Source organism: Streptomyces flavofungini, from assembly GCF_014650815.1.
Classification (GTDB): domain Bacteria; phylum Actinomycetota; class Actinomycetes; order Streptomycetales; family Streptomycetaceae; genus Streptomyces; species Streptomyces flavofungini.
On the sequence record NZ_BMVR01000013.1, the window covers coordinates 240,349 to 262,261 of the forward strand.

18 protein-coding genes and 1 rRNA gene are annotated in these 21,913 nt (G+C 73.2%); 7 read left to right on the top strand and 12 right to left on the bottom strand.

Going from position 1 to position 21,913, the window contains the following annotated elements:
• Window positions 1–65: 65 nt before the first annotated feature.
• The gene (locus IE274_RS30295; protein WP_190119102.1) at window positions 66–1,718 is read left to right on the top strand and encodes a PucR family transcriptional regulator; all 1,653 of its coding nucleotides are present in this window, start codon (window positions 66–68) and stop codon (window positions 1,716–1,718) included.
• A 22-nt stretch (window positions 1,719–1,740) separates the two neighbouring features.
• On the opposite strand, the gene IE274_RS30300 is transcribed toward IE274_RS30295, so the two are convergent.
• The 3 genes from IE274_RS30300 to recN all read right to left on the bottom strand — a co-directional run bounded on the left by IE274_RS30300 (window position 1,741) and on the right by recN (window position 6,333).
• Window positions 1,741–2,880, bottom strand: coding sequence for a glycosyltransferase family 4 protein (locus tag IE274_RS30300; protein ID WP_190119103.1), 1,140 nt, complete (start codon window positions 2,878–2,880; stop codon window positions 1,741–1,743).
• A 699-nt stretch (window positions 2,881–3,579) separates the two neighbouring features.
• Complete coding sequence (locus IE274_RS30305) at window positions 3,580–4,383, bottom strand: hypothetical protein (RefSeq protein WP_190119104.1); 804 nt, start codon at window positions 4,381–4,383, stop codon at window positions 3,580–3,582.
• 231 nt (window positions 4,384–4,614) lie between these two features.
• A complete protein-coding gene (recN, locus tag IE274_RS30310) occupies window positions 4,615–6,333 on the bottom strand; it encodes a DNA repair protein RecN (RefSeq protein WP_190119138.1) in 1,719 nt (572 codons plus the stop codon).
• 195 nt (window positions 6,334–6,528) lie between these two features.
• Between recN and IE274_RS30315 the strand changes: the two genes are divergently transcribed.
• Window positions 6,529–7,881 (top strand): FtsX-like permease family protein, encoded by a 1,353-nt coding sequence (locus IE274_RS30315; RefSeq protein WP_229909902.1) that lies wholly within the window; start codon window positions 6,529–6,531, stop codon window positions 7,879–7,881.
• A gap of 98 nt (window positions 7,882–7,979) precedes the next feature.
• Here the strand turns inward: IE274_RS30315 and IE274_RS30320 are convergent, their stop codons facing one another.
• From IE274_RS30320 to IE274_RS30330, 3 genes are read right to left on the bottom strand one after another with little or no spacing between them, the layout of a single operon-like run.
• On the bottom strand, window positions 7,980–8,885 hold the full coding sequence (locus tag IE274_RS30320; RefSeq protein WP_190119106.1) for an NAD kinase: 906 nt from the start codon (window positions 8,883–8,885) through the stop codon (window positions 7,980–7,982).
• The gene (locus IE274_RS30325; protein ID WP_190119107.1) at window positions 8,882–9,697 is read right to left on the bottom strand and encodes a TlyA family RNA methyltransferase; all 816 of its coding nucleotides are present in this window, start codon (window positions 9,695–9,697) and stop codon (window positions 8,882–8,884) included. Before IE274_RS30325 ends, IE274_RS30320 begins: the two co-directional genes overlap by 4 nt.
• Window positions 9,698–9,704: 7 nt before the next feature.
• A complete protein-coding gene (locus IE274_RS30330) occupies window positions 9,705–10,085 on the bottom strand; it encodes a hypothetical protein (protein ID WP_190119108.1) in 381 nt (126 codons plus the stop codon).
• Window positions 10,086–10,127: 42 nt separating this feature from the next.
• On the opposite strand from IE274_RS30330, the gene IE274_RS30335 reads away from it, so the two are divergent.
• Window positions 10,128–10,475 (top strand): SCP2 sterol-binding domain-containing protein, encoded by a 348-nt coding sequence (locus IE274_RS30335; protein WP_190119109.1) that lies wholly within the window; start codon window positions 10,128–10,130, stop codon window positions 10,473–10,475.
• Between the two features lie 21 nt (window positions 10,476–10,496).
• Here the strand turns inward: IE274_RS30335 and IE274_RS30340 are convergent, their stop codons facing one another.
• From IE274_RS30340 to IE274_RS30350, 3 genes are all read right to left on the bottom strand, one after another.
• The gene (locus IE274_RS30340) at window positions 10,497–11,351 is read right to left on the bottom strand and encodes an ABC transporter ATP-binding protein (protein ID WP_190119110.1); all 855 of its coding nucleotides are present in this window, start codon (window positions 11,349–11,351) and stop codon (window positions 10,497–10,499) included.
• Between the two features lie 85 nt (window positions 11,352–11,436).
• Entirely contained in the window at window positions 11,437–12,465 is a 1,029-nt protein-coding gene (locus IE274_RS30345) for a FecCD family ABC transporter permease (RefSeq protein WP_190119111.1), read from the bottom strand.
• Window positions 12,462–13,505, bottom strand: a complete 1,044-nt coding sequence (locus IE274_RS30350; protein WP_190119112.1) for a FecCD family ABC transporter permease — start codon at window positions 13,503–13,505, stop codon at window positions 12,462–12,464. Before IE274_RS30350 ends, IE274_RS30345 begins: the two co-directional genes overlap by 4 nt.
• A 53-nt stretch (window positions 13,506–13,558) precedes the next feature.
• Between IE274_RS30350 and IE274_RS30355 the strand changes: the two genes are divergently transcribed.
• From IE274_RS30355 to IE274_RS30365, 3 genes are all read left to right on the top strand, one after another.
• On the top strand, window positions 13,559–14,629 hold the full coding sequence (locus IE274_RS30355) for an ABC transporter substrate-binding protein (RefSeq protein WP_190119113.1): 1,071 nt from the start codon (window positions 13,559–13,561) through the stop codon (window positions 14,627–14,629).
• Entirely contained in the window at window positions 14,629–15,696 is a 1,068-nt protein-coding gene (locus IE274_RS30360; protein ID WP_190119114.1) for an ABC transporter substrate-binding protein, read from the top strand. Before IE274_RS30355 ends, IE274_RS30360 begins: the two co-directional genes overlap by 1 nt.
• Window positions 15,697–15,804: 108 nt before the next feature.
• Window positions 15,805–16,635: a siderophore-interacting protein gene (locus IE274_RS30365; protein ID WP_190119115.1), complete on the top strand. Its 831-nt coding sequence runs from the start codon at window positions 15,805–15,807 to the stop codon at window positions 16,633–16,635.
• A 234-nt stretch (window positions 16,636–16,869) separates the two neighbouring features.
• Here the strand turns inward: IE274_RS30365 and IE274_RS30370 are convergent, their stop codons facing one another.
• Window positions 16,870–17,922, bottom strand: coding sequence for an HAD-IIA family hydrolase (locus IE274_RS30370; protein WP_190119116.1), 1,053 nt, complete (start codon window positions 17,920–17,922; stop codon window positions 16,870–16,872).
• A gap of 71 nt (window positions 17,923–17,993) precedes the next feature.
• Here IE274_RS30370 and IE274_RS30375 point away from each other — a divergent pair, with 71 nt between their 5' ends.
• Window positions 17,994–19,271 (top strand): DUF1015 family protein, encoded by a 1,278-nt coding sequence (locus IE274_RS30375; RefSeq protein ID WP_190119117.1) that lies wholly within the window; start codon window positions 17,994–17,996, stop codon window positions 19,269–19,271.
• 76 nt (window positions 19,272–19,347) lie between these two features.
• Here IE274_RS30375 and IE274_RS30380 read toward each other — a convergent pair whose 3' ends face one another.
• Together IE274_RS30380 and rrf are read right to left on the bottom strand one after the other, a co-directional pair.
• Window positions 19,348–20,223: a tetratricopeptide repeat protein gene (locus tag IE274_RS30380; RefSeq protein ID WP_194548404.1), complete on the bottom strand. Its 876-nt coding sequence runs from the start codon at window positions 20,221–20,223 to the stop codon at window positions 19,348–19,350.
• Between the two features lie 1,414 nt (window positions 20,224–21,637).
• Window positions 21,638–21,754 (bottom strand): 5S ribosomal RNA (rrf, locus tag IE274_RS30385).
• Window positions 21,755–21,913: the final 159 nt, after the last annotated feature.

The window sequence follows — 21,913 nt, forward strand, 5'->3', positions numbered from 1 at the left end:
CGTGCGGACTCCCGCAGTCCGCACGGCGACCGGCCCACCTGGCCTGGTCAGGTACCGTCCGCCCCATGGACAGTCAGGACACTCAGGGCGGCATCACCGTACAGCGGGCGCTGGAACTCCCCGGTCTGCACGGCGGTCTCCCCGAGATCGTCGCGGGCGCCGACCGGCTGGGCCGCACGGTGCGCTGGGTGCACGCGGGCGAGGTGCCGAACATCGCCTCGCTCCTCAAGGGCGGCGAGCTCCTGCTGACCACGGGCCTCGGCCTCGGCTCCCGCCCGGCCGAGCAGCGCGCCTTCGTCCGCGACCTCGCCGAGCGCGGCATCGCGGCCCTGGTCGTCGAGCTGGGCCCGCGCTTCGCACGCCTGCCCGCCGCGCTCGTCGACACGGCCCGCGCGGCCGGCCTCCCCCTGGTCCAGCTGCACCGCGAGGTGCCCTTCGTGACGGTCACCGAAGAGGTGCACACGGAGATCGTCAACGGCCACTACGCACTGCTGCGCCGCGCCGAGGAGGTGCACCGGCGCTGCACCGGCGCGCTGCTCTCCGGCGGCGGCGTCCCCCAAGTGCTCTCCGTCCTCGCCGAGTTCAGCGGCAACCCGGTGTTCCTGGAGACGGCGGACGGCCAGCTCCTGTACGCCGCCGGGGCGGGCAGCGCGTGCGCCGACCCGCTCCAGGTCTGGGAGGGGCTCCGGGGGCGCCCCGAGGACCGGGCCGGGCCCCCGGCGGGCGCCGTCCTGGTGGACGTACCGGGCGGCGGACCCGGCGCCGGATCGGTGCGGGCCCGCCTCGTCCTGCTCGCCGTGGAGTCCGCGCTCCTTCCCGTCCACCGGATCGCCGCCGAGCGGGCCGCGAGCAGCCTCGCGGTGGTCCTGATGCAGGCGAGGCAGGAGGAGGAGCTGGCGGCCCGCGGCCGCGGCGACTTCCTCACCGACCTGTCCGAGGGCCGGATCACCGCCGAGGACGCGCCCGCCCAGGCCCGGGTGCTCGGCTTCAAGCCGGGGCCTAGCCCGCTGCTCCCGGTCGTCATGCGGATCCCCGACGGCCTGCCGACCGGCGGCGGTTGGGCGGTCCTCGCGCGTGCGGTCGCGGAGGAGCTGGCGTCGGTGGGGGTGCCGGTCCTGCTCGGCGTACGTCCCGTGGAAGGGAGGGTTCCGCTCCTGCTCGGGCTGCGCGCGGAGCCCGAGCGCACGGCGGTCGCGGACCGGGTCGCGGCGGCGCTGCGGGCCGGGGTGGAGCGGGCGGGCATGCGCCGGGCCGGGGCGCCGCCGCCGATCGTGGTGGTCGGCGGGGCGGGCGGCTGGGCGGCGGCCGCGTCGGGCCTGCGGCACGCGGCGGAGACGGCCACGGCGGCGCAGGGGCTGCCGGACCGGCCCTGGTACGACGCCCGGCGCCTGGACATCGACCTGCTCCTGTGGCGCCTGCACCAGCACGACGGCACCGCGCTCGCCGCGTTCGTGGACCGCGCGATCGGCCCCCTGCGCGATCACGACCAGCGCTCCAAGCCGCCCCTGCTGCCCACCCTCCAGACGTACCTGGCGCACGCGGGCCGCAAGGCCGAGACGGCCCGCGAGCTGCACCTCAACCGCCAGACCCTCTACAACCGCCTGGCCCGGATCGGCGAACTCCTCGGCACGGACCTGGACGACCCGCAGACGGTCCTGGCCCTCAGCCTGGCGCTACGGGCCCGCAGACACGTACCGCCGACGCCTCCGAGCGACTGACCGGCACGACCCGATCGGTTGATCAGTACGAACTGATCGACTGGGTCAACTCGTCATAGACACTCAACACCTGGGTGACCGTTTCGTCCTCCGTGGGCCAGGTGGCGGCCTGGGCGGTGCCCAGGTCCTTCAGTTCCTGGCGCCGGGCGCCGTCGGCGAGGAGGTGGACGACGGCGTCGGCGAGGGCCCGGGCGTCCCCGTACGGGACGAGTTCGGCGGCGTCGCCGACGAGTTCGGGGATGCCGCCGACGGCGGTGGCGACGAGCGGCACGCGCGCGTGCAGGGCCTCCTGGGCGAGCAGGGAGCGGGACTCCCACTCGCTGGGCAGCACCACGAGGTCGGCGGCGGCGAGGAGTTCCGGCACGTCCTCCCGGCGCCCGATGAGCCGCGCGGGCAGGCCCTCGGCGTCGATGCGGTCCTGCAGGGCGGCGCGCGCGGCCCCCTCCCCCGCGACGACGAGCAGCGGCAGCGGGGCGAGCCCGGCCCAGGCGCGGGCGGCGTCCAGCAGGACTTCGTAGCCGCGGTGGGCCTCCAGGGAGCCGACCGCGAGGAGCAAGGGACGGTCGACGGCGCCGAGTTCGGCGCGGATCTTGTGGCCGGGCCCGGTGGGCTCGCTGTCGGAGCGCTCGGGGCGGCGGGGCGTGGGCAGGGCGACGGGCGCGAGGCGGGCGTCGCGGGCCCCCCGGCCGCGGGCCCGGACGACGAGGTCGGAGGAGGTGCCGAGGACCACGGCGGCGGCCTTGGCGACGCGCCGCTCCAGGACCCGCAGGACGTGCGCGCGGGCGCCGGAGGCCTGGGCGCGGGTGTGCCAGGTGACGACGAGCGGGATGCGGCGGCCGGTGAGGGCGATGGCGGCCCGGAGTGCGGCGTGCAGCCCGTGCGCGTGCACCAGGTCGGCGTCGGCGCAGGCGGTCCGCAGGGCGGCGACGGAGGCGGGGTCGCTGCGGCGCGGCACGGGGACGTGGCGGGCGCCGGTGCCCGCGAAGTCGTACGCCTCGTCGGCCTCGGTCGGGGCGCACACGGTGACGCGCACACCGCGCGCGGCGAGCCCTGTCGCCAGGGACCTGACGTGCGCGCTGCTGCCCGCGCTGCCACCGCCGAGGACCTGCACGGTGTGCAGCGGCGGCTGGCCTTGCGGTGCGGGGGTGCTCACGTGGCTCACGTGGCCGGGGCTCCTGGGTCGGGTCGGCGGCTGGGCGGCGCGCCGAGTGATGGGTGGGCGCCGACGGTACGGGCGGTCGGTGGCCCGCTCACACACAGCGCCAAGAATGCCAGTACGTACGGCCGTTCCGGCACCGCTGAAAGGTCCCTTCCGCGTCGGGCCGGACAACTTCACGCGCCGGATCACCCACTCGGGTGAGCACGGGCGCCGGACCCAGGGCCAGGTCCACGACCGAACGCCCTCCCCGGCTCCGGCCAACCACCCGTCGACCCCCCGCATCTTCGCAAGCCCGACGCCACGGCGGAAAGCCTTTACCGAACTTCGGCCCACCGAATGCCGCAGAGCCGCCGCTCCGGCCCCGACGAGCCCCCGAGCCCGCCACACCCGACGCTCCCGCCAACCCCCACCCCCCTCACCCACCACTACGCGCCCGGGCCCTGCCCGCCCCCACCCAACCCCACGCCCACCGCCGCACGCACAGGGCCTGTCCGCCCTAGCCCATCCCCACGCCCCGCACCCACCGCCGCACGCACAGGGCCTGCCCGCCCTCGCCCATCCCCGCACCCCACACCCACCACCGCACGCCCGGGCCCTGCCCGCCCCCACCCAACCCCGCACCCCACACCCCGCACCCGTCGCCCCACACCCGTCGCCCGACTCCGCTCCCACGAAGGCGGCCCCCGGCCTCCCGCTCCCCGCTTACGCGGCAGCGCGCCGCCCCGCCCCCTCCGGCACACACCCGGTCCGAGCCACCCTGCTCACCGTGTCCCCGCACACAGCCGCGGCCACCAGGCCCGCCGCGTGGGCGGCGAGACCGGCGCGGCCGTTGCCCGCGACGACGGCCGCGCCCAGGGCCGCGCCGAGGGCGTGCGCCCCGGTGTCGCCGATCATCGTGCGCTGCGCCATGTCGTCGGGCAGCACGGCCGCCGCAGCGCCCATCGACGCGGCGGCGAGCGTGGCGCCCGGCCCCGCGCGCAGCAGGCCGGGGGCGCCGAGGGCGAGCACCGTTGCGGCCGCCCGGCCAGGTCGTACGTCCACGAGGTTCACGAAGTGCGCGGTACCGGCGATGACGACACCCGCGAGCACCTTGTCGACGGGACGTTCCTTCAGCAGGGCGCCCGCGGCGAGCGCCGCCGCCGAGACGCCGAACAACTTCACAGCCCCACTGGTCACTTCGCCCCCGCGCAGCGCCGCCAGATGCGCCCGGAACCCGCGCCGGGTGTCCCCCGCGCCCGCCACGTCGTCGTACGCCCCGCACGCCCCCGCCGCCAGCACGGCGAGGCTCGCCGCCGCGCGTTGCCGGGGGGCGAGTGCCGTCGCGCCGAGCACGGCACCGGCGGTGGCCGCGGGGCCTGCGTGCAACTCGACCGTGCGGCCTGCGAAGTTCGTCCGCTGCCAGTGGGTGGGGTCGCCGGGTGGGCGGGTGCGCAGGGCCGTCAGGACGGCGCGGGTGGCTGTGGCGGCGGTGAGGAAGGCGGTGCGGCGGCGGGTGGGGGTGATCATGCGGGTCAGGGTACGAGCCCTGCCGGGGGCTCTCCCCCCTCGGCTTGTTCGTGGGGTCCCCCCTGCTCCTCAAGGGCTCGGGGGAGATTGAGGACGAGCGCGCAGCGCGATCGGCGGCGCCCCGTCCCGCCCGCACGGGGCATCGGCCACGGGCTGGGGTCCAGGGGGGCGCAGCCGCCCCTGGTTACGGGAAGGGACGGGACTGGGGAAAGCCCCGCAGGGCCCCCGTCCTCACCCGTCCCCCCGAGCCGCGGCCAGCAACTCCTCCGCATGAGCCCGAGCGGTCTCGGAATCCTCCTGCCCAGCCAGCATCCGGGACAACTCCCGCACCCGGTCCTCCCCCTCGAGAACCTGCACCCCGGACCGCGTCACGGACCCGTCGTTCGTCTTCTCGACCAGCAACTGCCGATCGGCGAACGCCGCCACCTGCGGAAGGTGGGTGACGACGACGACCTGAGCGGACTTGGCAAGCCGAGCCAACCGCCGCCCGATCTCCACGGCGGCCTTGCCCCCGACCCCCGCGTCGACCTCGTCGAAGAGGTAGGTGGGCACGGGGTCGGTCCCGGCGAAGACGACCTCGACGGCGAGCATGACGCGGGAGAGCTCACCGCCGGAGGCCCCCTTGGCGATGGGCCGCGGCGGCGCCCCGGGGTGCGGGGCGAGCAGCAGTTCGACCTCGTCGACACCGGCGGGCCCGTAGGCGACGGTACGCCCGTCGATCTCGACCCCGTCGGGATCGTCGGCCTGACGGACGTCGATGGTCACGCGCGCGTGGGGCATGGCGAGCGAGGCAAGCTCTTCGGTGACGGCGGCGGCGAACCGCGAGGCGGCCTCGACGCGCGCGTCGGTGAGCGCCCGGGCGAGCCCGGCGAGCTCGGCGCTCAAGGCGTCGCGTTCGGCGGTGAGTCCGGCGAGCCGGTCGTCGTCGCCCTCGAGTTCGACGAGCCGCGCGGAGCCGTCCTCGGCCCAGGCGAGGACGGCCCCGACGTCCTGGCCGTACTTGCGGGTGAGCTGTGTCAGGGCCGCGCGCCGCTCCTCGACGGCGGCGAGCCGCAGCGGATCGGCGTCGAGGTCGTCGGCGTACCCGGCGAGTTCACCGGCGACGTCGGAGAGCAGGATCCCGATCTCGCCGATGCGCCCGGCGAGGGCGGCGAGGGCGGGGTCGTGGGAGCGGACGGCTTCGAGGGCTCGGTGGGCGCCCGCGACGAGGGTGGTGGCGTCGACGCCTTCGGGGTCCTCGGGGTTCCCGGCGAGGGCGGCGTGGGCGAGCGTCGCGGCGGAGGCGAGGGCTTCGGCGTGGCCAAGGCGCTCGGCCTCGGCGGCGAGTTCGGTGTCCTCGCCCGCGCGGGGTTCGACGGCGGCGATCTCCTCCAGGCCGAAGCGGAGCATGTCGGCTTCCTGGGCGCGCTCGCGGGCGCGGGTGGTGATCTCGTCGAGTTCCGTGGCGACGGCCCGCAGCCTGCGGTACGCGGCGGCGTACTTGTCGAGGGGCACGGCGACGGCCTCGCCCGCGTACCGGTCGAGGGCGCCGCGCTGCCGGGCGGGCTTGAGGAGGCCTTGCTGATCGCTCTGGCCGTGTACGGCGATGAGGTCGTCGGCCAGCTCGGACAGCACACCGACCGGCACGGAGCGCCCGCCGAGGTGGGCGCGGGAGCGTCCCTCCGCGGAGATCGTCCGGCTGACGAGGAGCGCCCCGTCGTCGAGTTCGGCCCCGGCCTCCTCGGCGCGCACGGCCGCGGCGGCGCCCGAGGGCACGCTGATGCGCCCCTCGACGACCGCCGACTTGGCGCCGATCCGCACCAGGGCGGGGTCGGCGCGCCCGCCGAGCAGCAGGCCGAGGCTCGTCACGACCATCGTCTTGCCCGCTCCGGTCTCGCCGGTCACGGCGGTGAATCCGGGCGACAGCTCGACCACCGCGTCGTCGATGACTCCGAGCGACCGTATCCGCATCTCCTCCAACACGCACACGACCTTACGAGGTCAGGGGTCCGCTGTGCGACGTGCCCTGGCGTCCGTGCGGGAACGCGCAGGTGGCGAAGGCCCCGAAATCGTCACCTGTCACCCGCCGGGGTGGGGTTTTCCTCAAGGGAATTCTGCGGCGGCCCTCATGGTGGACGGTCCCCGGACCGCAGGATCATGATCGTCATGAGTACTGGACTGGCGAGGGGGGCGCTGCACGCGCACCGCCCGGCGTTCATCGGCACGGCTGTCGCGGCGCTGTTCGCGGCGACCGTCGTGAGCGCGTCGACGATGATGTTGCTGACGACGAGCACGGACGGCCTTTCGCGCGAGGCCCGCGCGCGGCTCACGGAGAACAGCGTGGGCGACACGGCGACCGTGCTGCTGATCGGCTCCATCTACATGTCGATATTCGTGGTCGCTTCGACCATGGGTACGGCCGTGGTGCAGCAGCACCGCGAGCTGGCGCTGGTCCGCTCCATCGGTGCCAGGCCCCGCCAGGTCCGCCGCGCGGTGGCCGTGCAGTCCCTGGCCGCGTCCGTCCCCGCCGCCCTGGCCGGCTTCGCGCTCGGCGGCGTGCTGGCCCGCGGGTGGTTCCGGGGCATGGTGACGCACGGCCTGGTCCCGGCCGAGGTGCCTTTCCGCTTCAGCTGGCTGGCGCTGCCCGTGTGCCTGGGCGTGGCCGTGGTGACCTCGGTGCTGGCCGCCGTGCTGTCCTCGCTGCGCTTCTCCCTGCTGCGGCCCGCCCGCGCGCTGCACGAGGCGGCGGCCGGGCGGCGCGGGCTCGGGCTGCTGCGGGCGCCGCTCGGGCTGCTCGCGGTCGCGGGTGGTGTCTTCCTGTCGGTACTGCTCTCGCGGCAGCCCGCGGACGAGGCGAACGAAGGGGCGTTCCTGGTCCTCATCCTGTTCTGCGTGGGCGCGGGGCTGCTCGGGCCGCGGCTCATCGGGCCCGCGGCCTGGCTGGTGTCGGCGGCCGTGGGGCGTCTGGGCGGCAGCGCGGCGCGCCTGGCGATGCTCAACGTCCGTTCCCAGCCGCGCCGTTTCTCCGCGGCGGTGGTGCCCCTGCTCCTGGTCGTCGGCTTCGGCCTCACGAAGATCGCGATGCATACGACGGCCCAGCACCACACCGGCTCCGCGGGCAGCACGGGCGAGGTCTGGATGGACTACATGGGCACGTCGTTGTACGCGGGCTTCGCCGCGATCGCCTCGGCCAACACCCTCGCCATGATCTCCTTCGAGCGCCGCCGCGACCTGGCGCTGCTGCGGGTCGTGGGCTCCCAGCGGCGCCAGGTGCGGGCGATGGCGGCCTGGGAGGCGGTGGTCGTGGCCGGGACGGCGCTGCTGATCGGCGCCGCGATCTCGCTGGCGACCCTCGCCCCGATGCTCAGCACGGCCTTCGGCTCGGCGGTCCCGCATCTGCCGTGGGCGGTGCCGACGGGCATAGCCACCGGCACCCTGCTCCTGGCCCTCGGCGCCACGGGCCTGCCGGTCGCCTTGGTGCTACGTCGCCGGGCGATAGCGGTGGTGAACGGCACCTGACATGCGGGCGCTGGGGTGGAGCGCCCCGAAGGGGCGCGGGGAACTGCGCGACCAGCCACAACGGACCCGCAGGTTACACACTGCGCCCCAGCGGAGCGTCATTGCGGCGCCCCCCGCCACCCCGAGACCGGCAGGGCGAACTTCGCCACGAGCCGGTCGGTGAACGACGCGTGGTGCAGCCGCGCGAGCCGCACCGGCACGGCACCCCGGCGCACCTCCACACGCGCCCCGGCGGGCAGTTCGACGGTCCGCCGCCCGTCGCACCACAGCACCCCGTGCGGCGTGTGCGGCTGGACCTCGACGGCGAGGACGGAGTCCGGCGAGGTCACCAGCGGCTTGGCGAAGAGGGCGTGTGCGCTGATCGGCACCATGAGCAGCGCCTCGACCTCCGGCCACACCACGGGCCCGCCCGCCGAGAAGGCGTACGCGGTCGAGCCGGTCGGTGTCGCGCACACGATGCCGTCGCAGCCGAAGCCGGTCACGGGACGGCCGTCGATCTCCAGGACGACCTCGAGCATCCGCTCGGCCGACATCTTCTGCACGGCGGCCTCGTTGAGGGCCCAGTCGCGGTGCACGACGTCGCCGTTGCTGTGCACGACGACATCGACGGTCATGCGCTCCTCGACCTCGTACGCCTTGGTGACGACGCGGTCGACGACCTTGTCCAGGTCGTCCCGTTCGGCCTCGGCGAGGAAGCCGACGCGGCCGAGGTTCACGCCGAGCATCGGCACCCCGGAGGCGCGGGCGAACTCCGCGCCGCGCAGCAGGGTCCCGTCACCGCCGAGCACGATGAGGAGTTCGCAGGCGTCGAGGCACGCGGGGGTCGCCTCCTTGACCAGCTCCACCTCGTCGGGCAGCGGCAGGTCCGCCGCCTCCGCCTCCAGGACCCGCACGCCGAGGCCGCTGCGCAGCAGCCCCTGCACGACGAGTTCGGCGCTGCGGATGGCCGCGGGCCTGCCAGTGTGCGCCAGGAGAAAAACAGTACGAGCTCGGGTCTGACTCAACGGGGCCCCTCCGCCACGGCACGGTCGACGTCCGCCGGGTCGAGTTCCGGCGCCCCGGCGCGCAGCCACAGAAAGTACTCGACATTGCCGGAGGGTCCGGGCAGCGGGCTCGCGGTCACTCCGCGCACCCCGAGGCCGAGCCCCCACGCCTGCCGTGCCACGGTCCGCACGGCCTCGGCCCGCAGCTCCTCGCTGCGCACCACACCTCCGCTGCCGAGGCGCTCCTTGCCGACCTCGAACTGCGGCTTCACCATCAGGACGAGGTCCGCGTCGGGCGCCGCGCACCGCGCGAGGGCGGGCAGCACGAGCCCCAGCGGGATGAAGGACAGGTCGCCGACGACCAGGTCGACGGGGATGTCGTCGATGAGGTCGAGCGTCAACTCGCGTACGTTCGTACGGTCCTTGACGGTGACCCGGTCGTCGCTCTGCAGCGACCAGGCGAGCTGGCCGTAGCCGACGTCGACGGCGACGACGTGGGCGACGCCCGCGCGCAGCAGCACGTCGGTGAAGCCGCCGGTGGAGGCGCCCGCGTCGAGGGCGCGCCGGCCCTCGACGGCGAGCCCTTCCGGTACGAAGGCCTTGAGGGCGCCGGCGAGCTTGTGGCCGCCGCGCGAGACGTAGTCGGGATCGTCGTCGTCCTGGGTGACGACGATCGCGGCGGCCGTCTCCACCTGCGTGGCCGCTTTGGTCGCGAGGGTCTTGCCGACACTCACCCGGCCGGCGGCGATCAGCTGGCTTGCGTGCTCGCGCGAGCGCGCCAGCTTCCGGCGCACCAGCTCGGCGTCGAGGCGGCGGCGTGCCACTCCTGCCACGTTCGGTTCAGCTCCTGTTGTCGAATGATCCGGGCACTCCCGAGGGGGCGGGAGGCCCGGGGCGTGCGTCCAGCGCGGTCAGCGCGTCACGCAGGCCCCGGTGCACATCCTCGTACACCTCGATGTGGCCGTCCGTAGCGAGGTGGTCCACGTCGCCGAGACGCTGGAGCTGGACGTCCACCTCGGCGTTGCCGGTGGGGGTGCGGACCACTTCCAGCGGGGCGGGCTCGGAGGGGGCGTCGGCCTCCGGGCCGACCGGATCACCGGCGTCCGGACCCACCGGGACCTCGGCCTCCGGGGTCACCGGAACGTCGGCGTCCGCCTCCGCCGGAATGTCGTGCTCCGCCTCTGTGAGCTCGGGCTCACGGCCCGGCGTCCAGTCGCTCATGCCACGACGCTACATCGAAGCTCTGCGGTACCGTCGATCACGATGGCGACCATGGCGGAGTGCCGCAGCGCACTCGACAGACTCTCGGACAACCTCGCGGGCGCCGACGGCGACGTACGCAGTGCCGCCGCGCTCGACCGCTCGCTGAGCTGCCACATCAGAGACCTGGACAACACGTTCACCGGCCGCCTCCGGAACGGCCGGATCGAGGTCCTGGACGACCACCCCGGCCCACCCCGGGAGCGGGCGGAGATCCGCCTGGCGATGGCGGGCGACGACCTGGTCGCGATGGTCGGCGGCGACCTGAACTTCGCCAAGGCATGGGCCTCGGGCCGAGTCACCCTGGAGGCGGGCCTACGGGACCTGCTCCGCCTCCGCAAGCTTCTCTGAGGGCCCGCCCGACCCTTCAGCTCACCCGCCGAGGCGAGCCTTCCGTGCGGCGGGCACCACCAAAGGCGTACCCGTCTCCGGATCATCGATCACCTGACACTTGATCCCGAAGGTCTCCGCCACCAAGTCGGCGGTAACGATCTCCCCGGGCGGGCCTTCGGCCAGGACCTTGCCGTCGCGCAACGCGATGAGATGCGTGGCGTAGCGAGCCGCGTGGTTCAGGTCGTGCAGCACCGCGACCAAGGTCCGCCCCTGCTCCTCATGGAGATCCGCACACAGGTCGAGGACGTCTATCTGGTGCTGGATGTCCAGGAACGTCGTCGGCTCGTCGAGCAGCAGCAGCGGTGTCTGCTGGGCGAGCGCCATGGCGATCCACACGCGCTGCCGCTGGCCGCCGGAGAGTTCGTCGACGTACCGGTCCCCCAGCTCCGCGACGCCGGTCGACTCCATGGACTCGCGCACGATCCGCTCGTCGTCGTTGGACCACTGCCGCAGCAGCCCCTGGTGCGGGTAGCGGCCGCGCGCCACCAGGTCGCCGACGGTGATGCCGTCGGGGGCGATGGACGACTGCGGCAGCAGGCCGAGGGTCCGCGCGACCTGCTTGGCGGGCAGCGACTGGATGGTCTGGCCGTCGAGGAGGACCCGCCCGGCGGAGGGCTTGAGCATCCGGGAAAGGGCGCGCAGGAGCGTCGACTTGCCGCAGGCGTTCGGGCCGACGATCACCGTGAAGGAGTTGTCGGGGATCGCCACGGACAGCTTCTCCGCGATGACACGCTGGTCGTAACCGATGGTCACGTCGTCGGCGATGAGCCGGTTCACGGGGGCACGCTCCTGGTCGTGGGGTTCTTCGTACGAGGTCCGGGTCCGCGGGGTCATGCGCGCCCCCACCGAGGAGCGCGGCCGCAACGGGCGCTCGGGCAGGCACGCACGCCCGGGCGGGCACGCACGCTCAAGCGGGCACTCATATGCGCCCCGCCTTGCGCTCGGTGACGAGCAGCCACAGCAGATACACGCCACCGAGGACACCGGTGACGACACCGACGGGCAGCTGATCGGCGCCGAAGGCCCGCTGCGAGGCCCAGTCGGCGACGATCAGCAGGGCGGCGCCCATGCACAGGGCGGGCACCAGGTTCGGCCCCGGCGAGCGGGTCAGGCGGCGGGCGAGCTGCGGCGCGGTGAGGGCGACGAAGCTGACCGGCCCGGCGGCGGCGGTCGCGGCCGCGGTGAGCAGCACGGCGGCGCCCATGAGGACGATGCGGGTACGTTCGACGGGCACCCCGAGCGCGTACGCGGTGTCGTCGCCCATCTCCAGCATCCGCAGCGGCCGGGCGTACATGACGATCAGCGGAAGCAGCACGGCGCACAGCGTGAGCAGCGGCCAGACCTGGTCCCAGTCGCGGCCGTTGAGCGAGCCCGTCATCCACACGACCGCGCGCGCCGCGTCGACGAAGTCGGCCTTGGTCAGCAGATAGCCGTTCATGGCGACGGCGAAGGCGTTCACGCCGATGCCGACGAGGACGAGCCGGTAGCCGTGCACGCCCTGCCGCCAGGCGAGCAGATACATCGCGGCGCCGGTGACCAGGCCGCCGACCAGCGCGGCCCCGGCGACCTGGGTGGCGCTGCCGCTGAAGACCACGATCATCAGGAGCGCGCCGGCGGTCGAGCCCTGCCCGATGCCGAGGACGTCCGGGCTGCCCAGCGGATTGCGGGAGATGGACTGGAACAGCGCGCCGCCGAGTCCGAGGGACGCGCCCACCAGGAGGCCGACGCAGACCCGCGGCAGGCGCAGGTCGTTGATGATGAACTCCTGGCCGGGGTCGCCGTCGCCGAGCAGGGTGCGGATGACGTCGGCGGCGGGGATGTCGAAGTCGCCGGTGCCGATGAGCACGACGCTCGCGGCCAGCGTGGCGACGACGAGGACCGCCACCACGACGGCCGTGCGGACGTCGAGGCGGACCGAGAGCCCGCCGCGGGTACGTATCGCCTTCACAGCTGGGCCGTCCTCCGCCGTCGCACGAGCAGGATGAACACCGGGGCGCCGATGGCCGCGGTGACGATGCCGACCTGGACCTCGGCGGGGCGCGAGATCACCCGGCCGAGCACGTCGGCGCCGAGCAGCAGGACGGGCGAGAGGACAGCCGAGTACGGGAAGATCCAGCGCATGTCGGGCCCGGTGAAGGAGCGCACCATGTGCGGCACCATCAGGCCGACGAACACGATGGGCCCGCACGCGGCGGTCGCGGCGCCGCACAGCAGCGTCGCGGCGGCCATGGACAGGGCGCGGGTGCGGGCCAGATGGGCACCGAGGGCGCGGGCGGTGTCGTCGCCCATCGCCACGGCGTTGAGCGGCCGGGCCAGGCCGAGCGCGAGCAGGGTCCCGACCGCGAGGAACGGCAGGACCTGCTGGATGGTCTCCATCTTGGCGGAGGACAGGGAGCCGACGGTCCAGAAGCGCATCTTGTCGAGCGCGGCGTTGTCCGTGATCATCACGGCCTGGAGGTAGCCGGCGAGCGCGGCGGTCAGCGCGGTACCGGCGAGCGCGAGCCGCACGGGCGTGGCACTGCGGGTGCCGCCGAGCGCGTACACCAGGACCCCGACGATCGCCGAGCCCGCGAACGCGAACCACACATAGCCGCTCAGTGAGGTGACGCCGAAGAAGCTGATGGCGGTGACCACGGCGGCCGACGCGCCCATGTTGATGCCGAGGAGGCCGGGATCGGCCAGCGGGTTGCGGGTCAGGGCCTGCAGGACCGCGCCGGACAGGCCGAGTCCGAGGCCCGCGAGGACACCGAGGAGGGTGCGGGAGACCCGCTCACCGACGACGACATCGGCGTACGTCCCCGAGTCCTCGAACAGTCCGTGCCAGACCTGGTCCATGGAGAGCTGTTTGGCGCCCACGGAGATGCTGACGAACATCAGGGCCAGCAGCAGCACGACGGAGAGGGCGAGCCCGGCACCGCGTAGCGCGCGGCGGCCGGGCGGCGCGGGAGCGGTTTCCGCGCGGGGTTCGGGGGGACTGTCGACCAACACGAGGTTAGGTTAGCCTACCCTCCCATTGCTCTTAGACGAGAGAAGCACCACGTATGCCCCGGTCACGCCCCTCTCCTCGGTCGCCCTTCTCGCCTCTCTCTCGCACCTCCCTCCTGTCGCGACGCACACTGCTCGCCACAGGCGGTGCGCTCGGCGCCGGCGGGCTGCTCACGGCGTGCGGCGACGACAAGGGTGACGGCGGCAACTCCTCGAAGCGGGGCGGAGCCTGGGCGTTCAAGGACGACCGGGGCAGGACGGCGAAGGCCGACCGGCGGCCGCGCCGCGTCGTCGCCTACATCGGCGCGGCCGCCGCGCTGCACGACTTCGGCATCGAGTGCACCGGCGTCTTCGGCCCCACCAAGCTCAAGAACGGCGATCCCGACGTGCAGGCCGCGGGTGTCGATGTCGACAAGGTGACCGTCATCGGCAACACCTGGGGCCAGTTCAACATCGAGAAGTACGTGGGCCTGCGCCCCGAACTCCTCGTCAGCACCATGAATGTCTCCCCGACCCTCTGGTACGTCCCCGAGGAGTCCGCCGACAAGATCCTGCCGATCGCACCCAGCGCCGGCATCCTCACCGGCAAGACGACCCTGACCAAGGCCATCGGCCGCTTCGCCGAACTCGCCGAGTCCCTGGGCGCCGACCTGCGGGCCACGAAGGTGACCGCGGCGAAGAAGCGCTTCGAGGACGCGTCCGAGCGGCTCCGCAAGGCCGCCAGGGCCGCGAAGTCCCGCGGCGGCATCCGGGTCCTCGCGATGGCGGCCCAGGCCGACCGCATGTACGTGGGCGACCCGCACGACTTCACCGACCTGCGCCACTACAGCGACCTCGGCGTCGAGTTCGTGACGCCCACCAGCACCGCCAAGGGCGGCTTCTTCCAGGACCTCGGCTGGGAGAACGCCAACCGGTACGAAGCCGACCTGATCCTTGTCGACAAACGGACCGGAAACCTCCAGCCCGCCGAGCTCAAGAAGACCAAACCCACCTGGGCCCGCCTGCCCGCCGCCCGATCCGACCAGGCCATCCCCTGGTTCAACGAAGCCCAGTTCAGCCACGCCGGATACGCGCCCCTCATCGAGCGGCTCGCCACGGCGATAGAAGACTCGAAGAAGGTCGCCTGATGCGCGCGCTCCGCCCCTCCCGCACCCTCACCCCCGCCCGCCCCGCCGGGAGCCTCAGCCGCCGCGGCCTGCTCACCGGCGGCGCCGCCCTGGGCCTCGGCGCCGTGCTCACCGCCTGCGGCAGCGACGACTCCGACAACAGCGGCAAGGCGTCGAACGCGGGCTCCGACGGCAAGGCCTGGAGCTTCAAGGACGACCGGGGCAAGACCGCGCGCTCCGACTCGACCCCGAAGAACATCGTCGCGTTCATCAGCACGGCCGCGGCCCTGCACGACTACGGCGTCGAGGTCACCGGTGTCTTCGGCCCGTCCAAGCCCATCGGCGGCAAGCCCAACCCGCAGGCCGGCGATCTCGATGTCGACAAACTGACCATCCTCGGTGAGGCCTGGGGCCAGTTCAACATCGAGAAGTACGCGTCCCTCAAGCCCGACGTGCTGATCAGCAACATGTTCCCGCCGCCCAACCTCTGGTTCGTCCCCGAGGAGAGCAGCAAGAAGATCGCCGCCCTCGCCCCGACGATCGGCATCAACGGCGCCCGCGCCTCCCTCCTCGAACCCCTCAAGCGCTACACCGACCTGGCCGCCTCGCTCGGCGCCGACCTGGAGTCCGAGAAGGTACGCGCCGCCAAGTCCCGCTTCCAGAAGGCCGAGCAGAGGCTGCGCAAGGCCGCGAAGGCCAATGGCGGCCTGAAGGTCCTGGCGATGACGGGCGACGCCCAGCAGATGTACGTCGCCGTCCCCGACTCCTACTGCGACCTCAACTACTTCAAGGACCTCGGCGTCGAGTTCGTCGAAGGCAAGAAGAGCGACGAGTGGGGCTTCTGGGAGTTCCTGAGCTGGGAGAACGCCAATAAGTACCACGCCGACCTGATCATGGTCGACAACCGTTCCTCCGCCCTCAACGAGCAGCAGCTCGCGAAGAAGCCCACCTGGACCAAGCTCCCCGCCGTCAAGGCCGGCCAGACCGTCCCGTGGTCCATGGAGGAGCGCTACAGCTACGCCGGTTACGCCCCCGTACTGGAACAACTGGCGGCAGCCATAGAGAAGTCGAAGAAGCTCAAGCGCTAGCGAGCCCCGCCACCACCGAAACGGCGGCCGGTCCCGCCACGACGCAAACGGCAGCCAGCTCCGCCGATCCCTCCCGTCCCGCCACGACGCACAGGAAAGGCCCACCCCATGACCGACGCCCCGTTCCGGTTCTTCGACGCCCAAGTCCTGCGCACCGAACGGCTGACGCCATCGATGGTCCGGGTGGCCTTCGGCGGCTCCGACGTGGCCCGCATGGCCTCGGGCGGCCGCGGCCAGCGAGTCAAGGTGTTCCTGCCGCAGCCGGGCCAGAGCGCACCGGTGATGCCGGACACGGACTCCCCCGACTGGTACGCGGCGTGGCGGGAGCTGGACCCCGACGTACGCGGCATCATGCGCACGTACACCATCCGCGAACTGCGCCGCGACCCGCACGAGTTGATCGTCGACTTCGCCGTGCACGCGCCCGCGCCGGACGCCCATTCTCCCGAGGGTCCGGCGTCACGCTGGGCCCGCACGGCACGCCCCGGCACCAGCGTGGGCGTCCTCGCCCCGGTGGCGGAGGAGAACGCCGCGTATGACTTCAGGCCGCCCGAGGACACCGACTGGATCCTCCTGACCGGCGACGAGTCGGCGCTCCCCGCGGTCGCGGGCATCCTCGAAGCGCTCCCGCCGTCGACCCGGGTCCTGGCCTGGCTGGAACTCCACGACCCGGCGGACCGCCAGGAACTGCCCACCAAGGCGGACGCCGACATCACCTGGCTCACAGGCGAGGGCACGACAACGGCCGCGATCCGCACAGCCGACCTGCCCACCGGCGCCCCCTACGCCTGGATCGCAGGCGAATCCGCAACGGTCAAGGCAGTCCGCCGCCACCTCGTCACCGACCGAGGCTTCGACCGCACACGCGTCAAGTTCACCGGCTACTGGCGCGAGGGAGCAACGGAGGACCAGCTCCTGTCGCACGGCGAAGACGCCTGATTCCAGCCTGTCCGGCGCTTGAGGACAGGGCCACAGGCCGATCGGCGGAGGCCCGCGTCCCACCCGCACATCCGGTCGGGCAATCCCAGCCTGTCCGGCGCTTGAGGACGAGCGCGCGGCGCGATCGGCGGCGCCCCCGTCCCACCCGAAGGGGACACCCCCCGGGCCCCAAGGGCGGAGCCCCCCGCGGAGCCGCACACTGACGCAGCCGGGAACGGGCGGAACCCGAGAACCCTAAAGCCCCAGCCGAGCCAACGCCTTCCCCCCGTCCAACCCACAAACCCCATCTCCAGCCACCGCCCAGGCAACCCCGCACAACGCCCGCAGCCCATCCATCCCCGCACCCTCCCCCTCAAGCACCAACGCGTCCCCCCGCACAGACGCGGTCCACCCCCCACAGAAGAACCCACCCCCCACCTCAACCACTTCAGGCTGCCCGCCCAGCATCCCCCGCAGGTCAGCGTCCACATAGGTGGGCCGGTGCTCAGGCCGAGCGGCCAGCAACCGCGCCCCGTCCGTCACCCCCGTCAGCACGAGCAACGAGTCCACACCCCCGTTGAACGCCCCCTCGATATCCGTATCGAGCCGATCCCCGACGACAAGCGCCCGCTCCGCCCCGGTCCGCAGAATCGTCTCCCGGTGCATGGGGGGCAACGGCTTCCCCGCGACCTGCGGCTCCGCCCCGGTGGCGATCCGCACGACCTCCACGGCGGCCCCGTTCCCCGGCGCGATCCCCCGCCCGCTGGGAATGGTCAGATCGGTGTTGGACGCGAACCACGGCACACCCCGAGCGATCGCGTAACAGGCCTCAGCGAACCGCCCCCAGGCCAACTCCGGCCCGCCGTACCCCTGCACCACGGCCGCAGGTCCGTCCTCGGCGGACTCCACCGGCTCCAGCCCCCGCTCCCGCAAGGCGACCCGCAGCCCCTCCCCACCGACCACCAATACCCGCGCCCCCGGAGGCACTTGCTCACTGACGAGCCGCGCCACGGCCTGCGCCGATGTGATCACGTCCGACGGCCCGGTCGGGATGCCGAGCTCCGTCAGATGCTGGGCCACCGCGTCCGGCGTACGCAGCGCGTTGTTCGTCACGTAAGCGAGGTGCATGCCCCCGGACCGGGCCGTCTCCAGGGACTCGACGGCGTGCGCGATGGCCTTCCCGCCCGCGTACACCACCCCGTCCAGGTCGAGCAGGGCCGTGTCATAGCTCTCGCTGAGCGCCCGCTCGCTGCCCGCGGGACGCGTCCGCACGGCCTGGCTTCCACCCCGGCTGCCGGTCTGGCTCATTACGCATCTCTCCTCGCTAATTCCACTCCCCCGATCATCGCTCATGCCACTGACACACATACGATGCCCTAATGAACACAGCGGGTCACACGGACGTCCACGGCCTCGACCTGGCTCCTTTCCGGGGTGTGCGCTACGACCCCGAGCAGGTCGGCTCCCTCGCCGCCGTGACCTCACCGCCGTACGACGTGGTCGTGCGGCCCGACGGCCTCCTGGAGTTGGAGTCGTCCGACCCGCACAACATCGTCCGCCTGATCCTGCCGCAGGCGACCACTCCGGCGGCCCGCAACCGCCAGGCCGCGGACACCCTCCACGACTGGCTCGCCGAGGGCATCCTGGCCCCCGATCCCCTCCCCGGCCTGTACGTGTACGAGCAGCGGGACGGCGACATCCTGCAGCGCGGCATCATCGGCGCGCTGCGTCTTTCGGAGCCCGCGGCCGGCGTCGTCCTGCCGCACGAGGACGTCATGCCGCACGTCGTCGAGGACCGCGCGGCCCTGATGCGCGCGACGGCCGCGAACCTGGAGCCGCTGCTCCTCACCTACCCCGGCGGCGACTCGGCGGACGGCGCGGCGGCGGCCATAGAGCGCGCGACGCACCACAAGCCGCTGCTCTCCACGACCACGGAGGACGGCTTCAGCCATCGTCTGTGGGCGGTGACGGACCCCGCGGAGATCGCTGGAATCCAGTCAGATCTTGCGCACCACCAGGCTCTCATCGCCGACGGCCACCACCGCTGGGCCACGAACCTCCGGCTGCGCGCCGAGCACGCCTCGCCGAGCCCCTGGGACTTCGGCCTGGTCCTCCTGGTGGACACGGCCCGCTATCCGCTGCGGGTCCGCGCCATCCACCGCTATCTGCACGGGCTCCCGGTCGCCGAGGCCCTGGCCGCGCTCGCGGACTCGTTCCGGGTACGCACCCTGGAGTGCTCCTTGTCCGAGGCCAGGGCGGCCCTCGGCGCCGCGGCGGCCGAGAGCAACGCGTTCCTCCTGGCGGGCGACGGCTCGTACCACCTCGTGGACCGCCCCGCCCCCGGCCTCCTGGCCCGCACGGTCCCCCTGGGCCGCCCGGAGGCCTGGCGCACCCTGGACGCCACGGTCCTGCACGCCACGCTCCTCGACCACATCTGGCGCATCCCGGACGACCCGGAGCACATCGCGTACATCCATCACACGGAGGCGACGGTCGAGAAGGCCGAGCGCGAGGGCGGCACGGCGGTGCTGATGCACCCGGTCCGCGAGGAGGTCGTACGCGACCTGGCCCGCCAGGGCGTCACGATGCCCCGCAAGTCGACATCTTTCGGCCCCAAGCCCGCGACGGGCCTGGTCCTGCGCGACCTGGCGTTCTGACGACCGACCGCACCGAGCGCGGATACGACGAAGGGGCGGGCCTCCGACTGGAGACCCGCCCCTTCACGTACCGCCGTCAGTCCTTGTCGCGCTCGACACCCTCATCGGCGACACCGTCATCGGCGACATCAACGTCAACGTCGTCGGCAACGGCCGCTTCCGCGTCGAGGTCGAGATCGACGACCGCAGGGGCCGCCGTTTCCGCCCGCGGCGCGCTTTCCGGCTCGACGTCCGCCGACGCGGTCTCCTCGGCCTCGACGTCCGCCTCGTCGTCCTGGAACGCGTCGACGAACTCGACGCCGTCCAGCTCGGCGAGCCGGTCGGACGCGTCGGTGCTGCCGTCCTTGTCGGCCTCGATGGCCTTGGCGAACCACTCGCGGGCCTCGTCCTCACGACCGGCCGCGAGCAGCGCGTCACCGTAGGCGTACCGCAGGCGCGCGGTCCACGGCTGCACCGAGCTGGAGGCCAGCTCGGGGCTCTGCAGCGTGACGATGGCGGCGTCGATCTGCCCCATGTCGCGCCGCGCACCGGCGGCGACGAGCCGCATCTCCACCTGCCCGGCCTTGTCGAGCTTGTGCACCTCGGGCGCCCCGGCCATGTCGAGCGCCTTCTCGGGCCGCCCGAGCCCGCGCTCGCAGTCCGCCATGACGGGCCACAGCTCCACGCCGCCGGTCATCCGCCGCGCGGCCCGGAACTCGGCGAGCGCCTCGCTGTACTTCTGGTTCGCGTACGCCGCGAAGCCCGCGGCCTCGCGCACGGCGGCGACGCGCGAGGCGAGCCGCAGCGCGACCTTGGAGTATCCGTAGGCCTGCTCGGGGTCCTCGTCGATGAGCTTGGCGACCATCACCAGGTTCCTGGCGACGTCCTCAGCGAGCCCCTTGGGCAGGCTCTGCAGCTCCTGCCGTACGTCCTGGTCGATCTCGTCACCCGTGACGTCGTCCGGGATCGGCAGCCGCTTGATCGGCTCGCGGTCCCGCTCCCGGTCGTCCCGCCGGAACCCACCGCGGTCGCCCCGGTCGTCACGGCCGCGGTACCCGCCTCCGCCACGGCTGTCGTCACGACGAGGGCCACGCCCACGGTCGTCACGGCCTCGGTCGTCGCGCCCACGGAAGCCGCCGCCGCCGCGGTTGTCGTCACGCCGGAAGCCGCCCCGGTCGCCACCGCGGTCGCCGTCGCGGCGGTCGTCACGGCGGAACCCGCCACGGTCGCTGCCGCCACGGTCGTCACGACGGAACCCGGGACGGTCGCCGCCACGGTTGTCGTCGCGCCGGAAGCCACCGCGGTCACCACGGTCGCCACCGCGGTCGCCGTCACGGCGGTCGTCGCGCCGGTCATCCCGACGGAAGGCCGGACGGTCACCGTCACGCCGGTCATCACGCCGATCCTCCCGGCGGTCGTCACGACGGTCATCACGGCGGAACCCGCCACGGTCATTGCCGCCGCGGTCGTCACGACGGAACCCGGGGCGGTCGCCACCGCGGTTGTCGTCACGCCGGAAGCCGCCCCGGTCGCCACCGCGGTCGCCATCGCGGCGGTCATCGCGCCGGTCGTCACGGCGGAACCCACCACGGTCGCTGCCGCCACGGTCATCGCGCCGGAACCCGGGACGGTCGCCGCCACGGTTGTCGTCGCGCCGGAAGCCACCGCGGTCACCACGGTCGCCACCGCGGTCGCCGTCACGGCGGTCGTCGCGCCGGTCATCCCGACGGAAGGCCGGACGGTCACCGTCACGACGATCGTCCCGGCGGTCGTCACGACGGAAGGCCGGGCGGTCGCCGTCACGCCGGAACCCGGGGCGGTCGCCGTCGCGGCGGAAGCCGCCCCGGTCGCGGTCGTTGCCGCCGCGGTCGTCGCGCCGGTCATTACTGCGGAACCCGCCGGGCCGGTCGTCGCGGCGGAAGGAGGGGCGCCCGCTGTCGCGGTCGTCACGGCCGCGGTAGCCGCCGCCTCCGCCGCGGTTGTCGTCACGGCGGAAGCCACCGCGGTCACCGCGGTCGCCATCGCGGCGGTCATCCCGCCGGTCGTCGCGACGGAACCCGCCACGGTCACCGCTGTTACCGCGGTCGTTGCGGTCGCGGTCGTCGCGGCGGAAGCTGGGGCGATCCCCGTCACGGCGGTCGTCGCGGCGCGGGGCTCGGTCGTTGTCGCGACGTGGTCCACCGCGGTATCCACCCCGGTCGCCACCATCCCGGCGGCGCTGGTCGCGCTCCGGTCGCTCGTCGGGAGAGTTGGTGGACATGGGTGACTCCTAGTCTTCGGTACCGCAGTCATTCTGACGCAGCCGCGTAGCCGGCGCTCTTCGAGCAAAAACAAAAAGGACCCTTGGTCCCAGCGTGAACGCTGGGACCAAGGGTCCTCCAAATTTTGTTCGGCGGCGTCCTACTCTCCCACAGGGTCCCCCCTGCAGTACCATCGGCGCTGTGAGGCTTAGCTTCCGGGTTCGGAATGTAACCGGGCGTTTCCCTCACGCTATGACCACCGAAACCCTATGAAATATCCCGCCGCAAAAGCGGGATCTCAAACAGGGCAGCGAACAAGCACACTCTTCAATTGAAGTAGAGCTGTTCAGCCGACACAACTGTTCGTTGTTTCAGAACCAACACAGTGGACGCGAGCAACTGAGGACAAGCCCTCGGCCTATT

Coding starts and splice junctions, on each gene's coding strand:
- IE274_RS30295 (WP_190119102.1), top strand. CDS start 66: ATGGACAGTCAGGACACTCAGGGCGGCATCACCGTACAGCGGGCGCTG.
- IE274_RS30305 (WP_190119104.1), bottom strand. CDS start 4,383: ATGATCACCCCCACCCGCCGCCGCACCGCCTTCCTCACCGCCGCCACA.
- recN (WP_190119138.1), bottom strand. CDS start 6,333: ATGCGGATACGGTCGCTCGGAGTCATCGACGACGCGGTGGTCGAGCTG.
- IE274_RS30315 (WP_229909902.1), top strand. CDS start 6,529: ATGAGTACTGGACTGGCGAGGGGGGCGCTGCACGCGCACCGCCCGGCG.
- IE274_RS30330 (WP_190119108.1), bottom strand. CDS start 10,085: ATGAGCGACTGGACGCCGGGCCGTGAGCCCGAGCTCACAGAGGCGGAG.
- IE274_RS30335 (WP_190119109.1), top strand. CDS start 10,128: ATGGCGACCATGGCGGAGTGCCGCAGCGCACTCGACAGACTCTCGGAC.
- IE274_RS30340 (WP_190119110.1), bottom strand. CDS start 11,351: ATGACCCCGCGGACCCGGACCTCGTACGAAGAACCCCACGACCAGGAG.
- IE274_RS30355 (WP_190119113.1), top strand. CDS start 13,559: ATGCCCCGGTCACGCCCCTCTCCTCGGTCGCCCTTCTCGCCTCTCTCT.
- IE274_RS30360 (WP_190119114.1), top strand. CDS start 14,629: ATGCGCGCGCTCCGCCCCTCCCGCACCCTCACCCCCGCCCGCCCCGCC.
- IE274_RS30365 (WP_190119115.1), top strand. CDS start 15,805: ATGACCGACGCCCCGTTCCGGTTCTTCGACGCCCAAGTCCTGCGCACC.
- IE274_RS30370 (WP_190119116.1), bottom strand. CDS start 17,922: ATGAGCCAGACCGGCAGCCGGGGTGGAAGCCAGGCCGTGCGGACGCGT.
- IE274_RS30375 (WP_190119117.1), top strand. CDS start 17,994: ATGAACACAGCGGGTCACACGGACGTCCACGGCCTCGACCTGGCTCCT.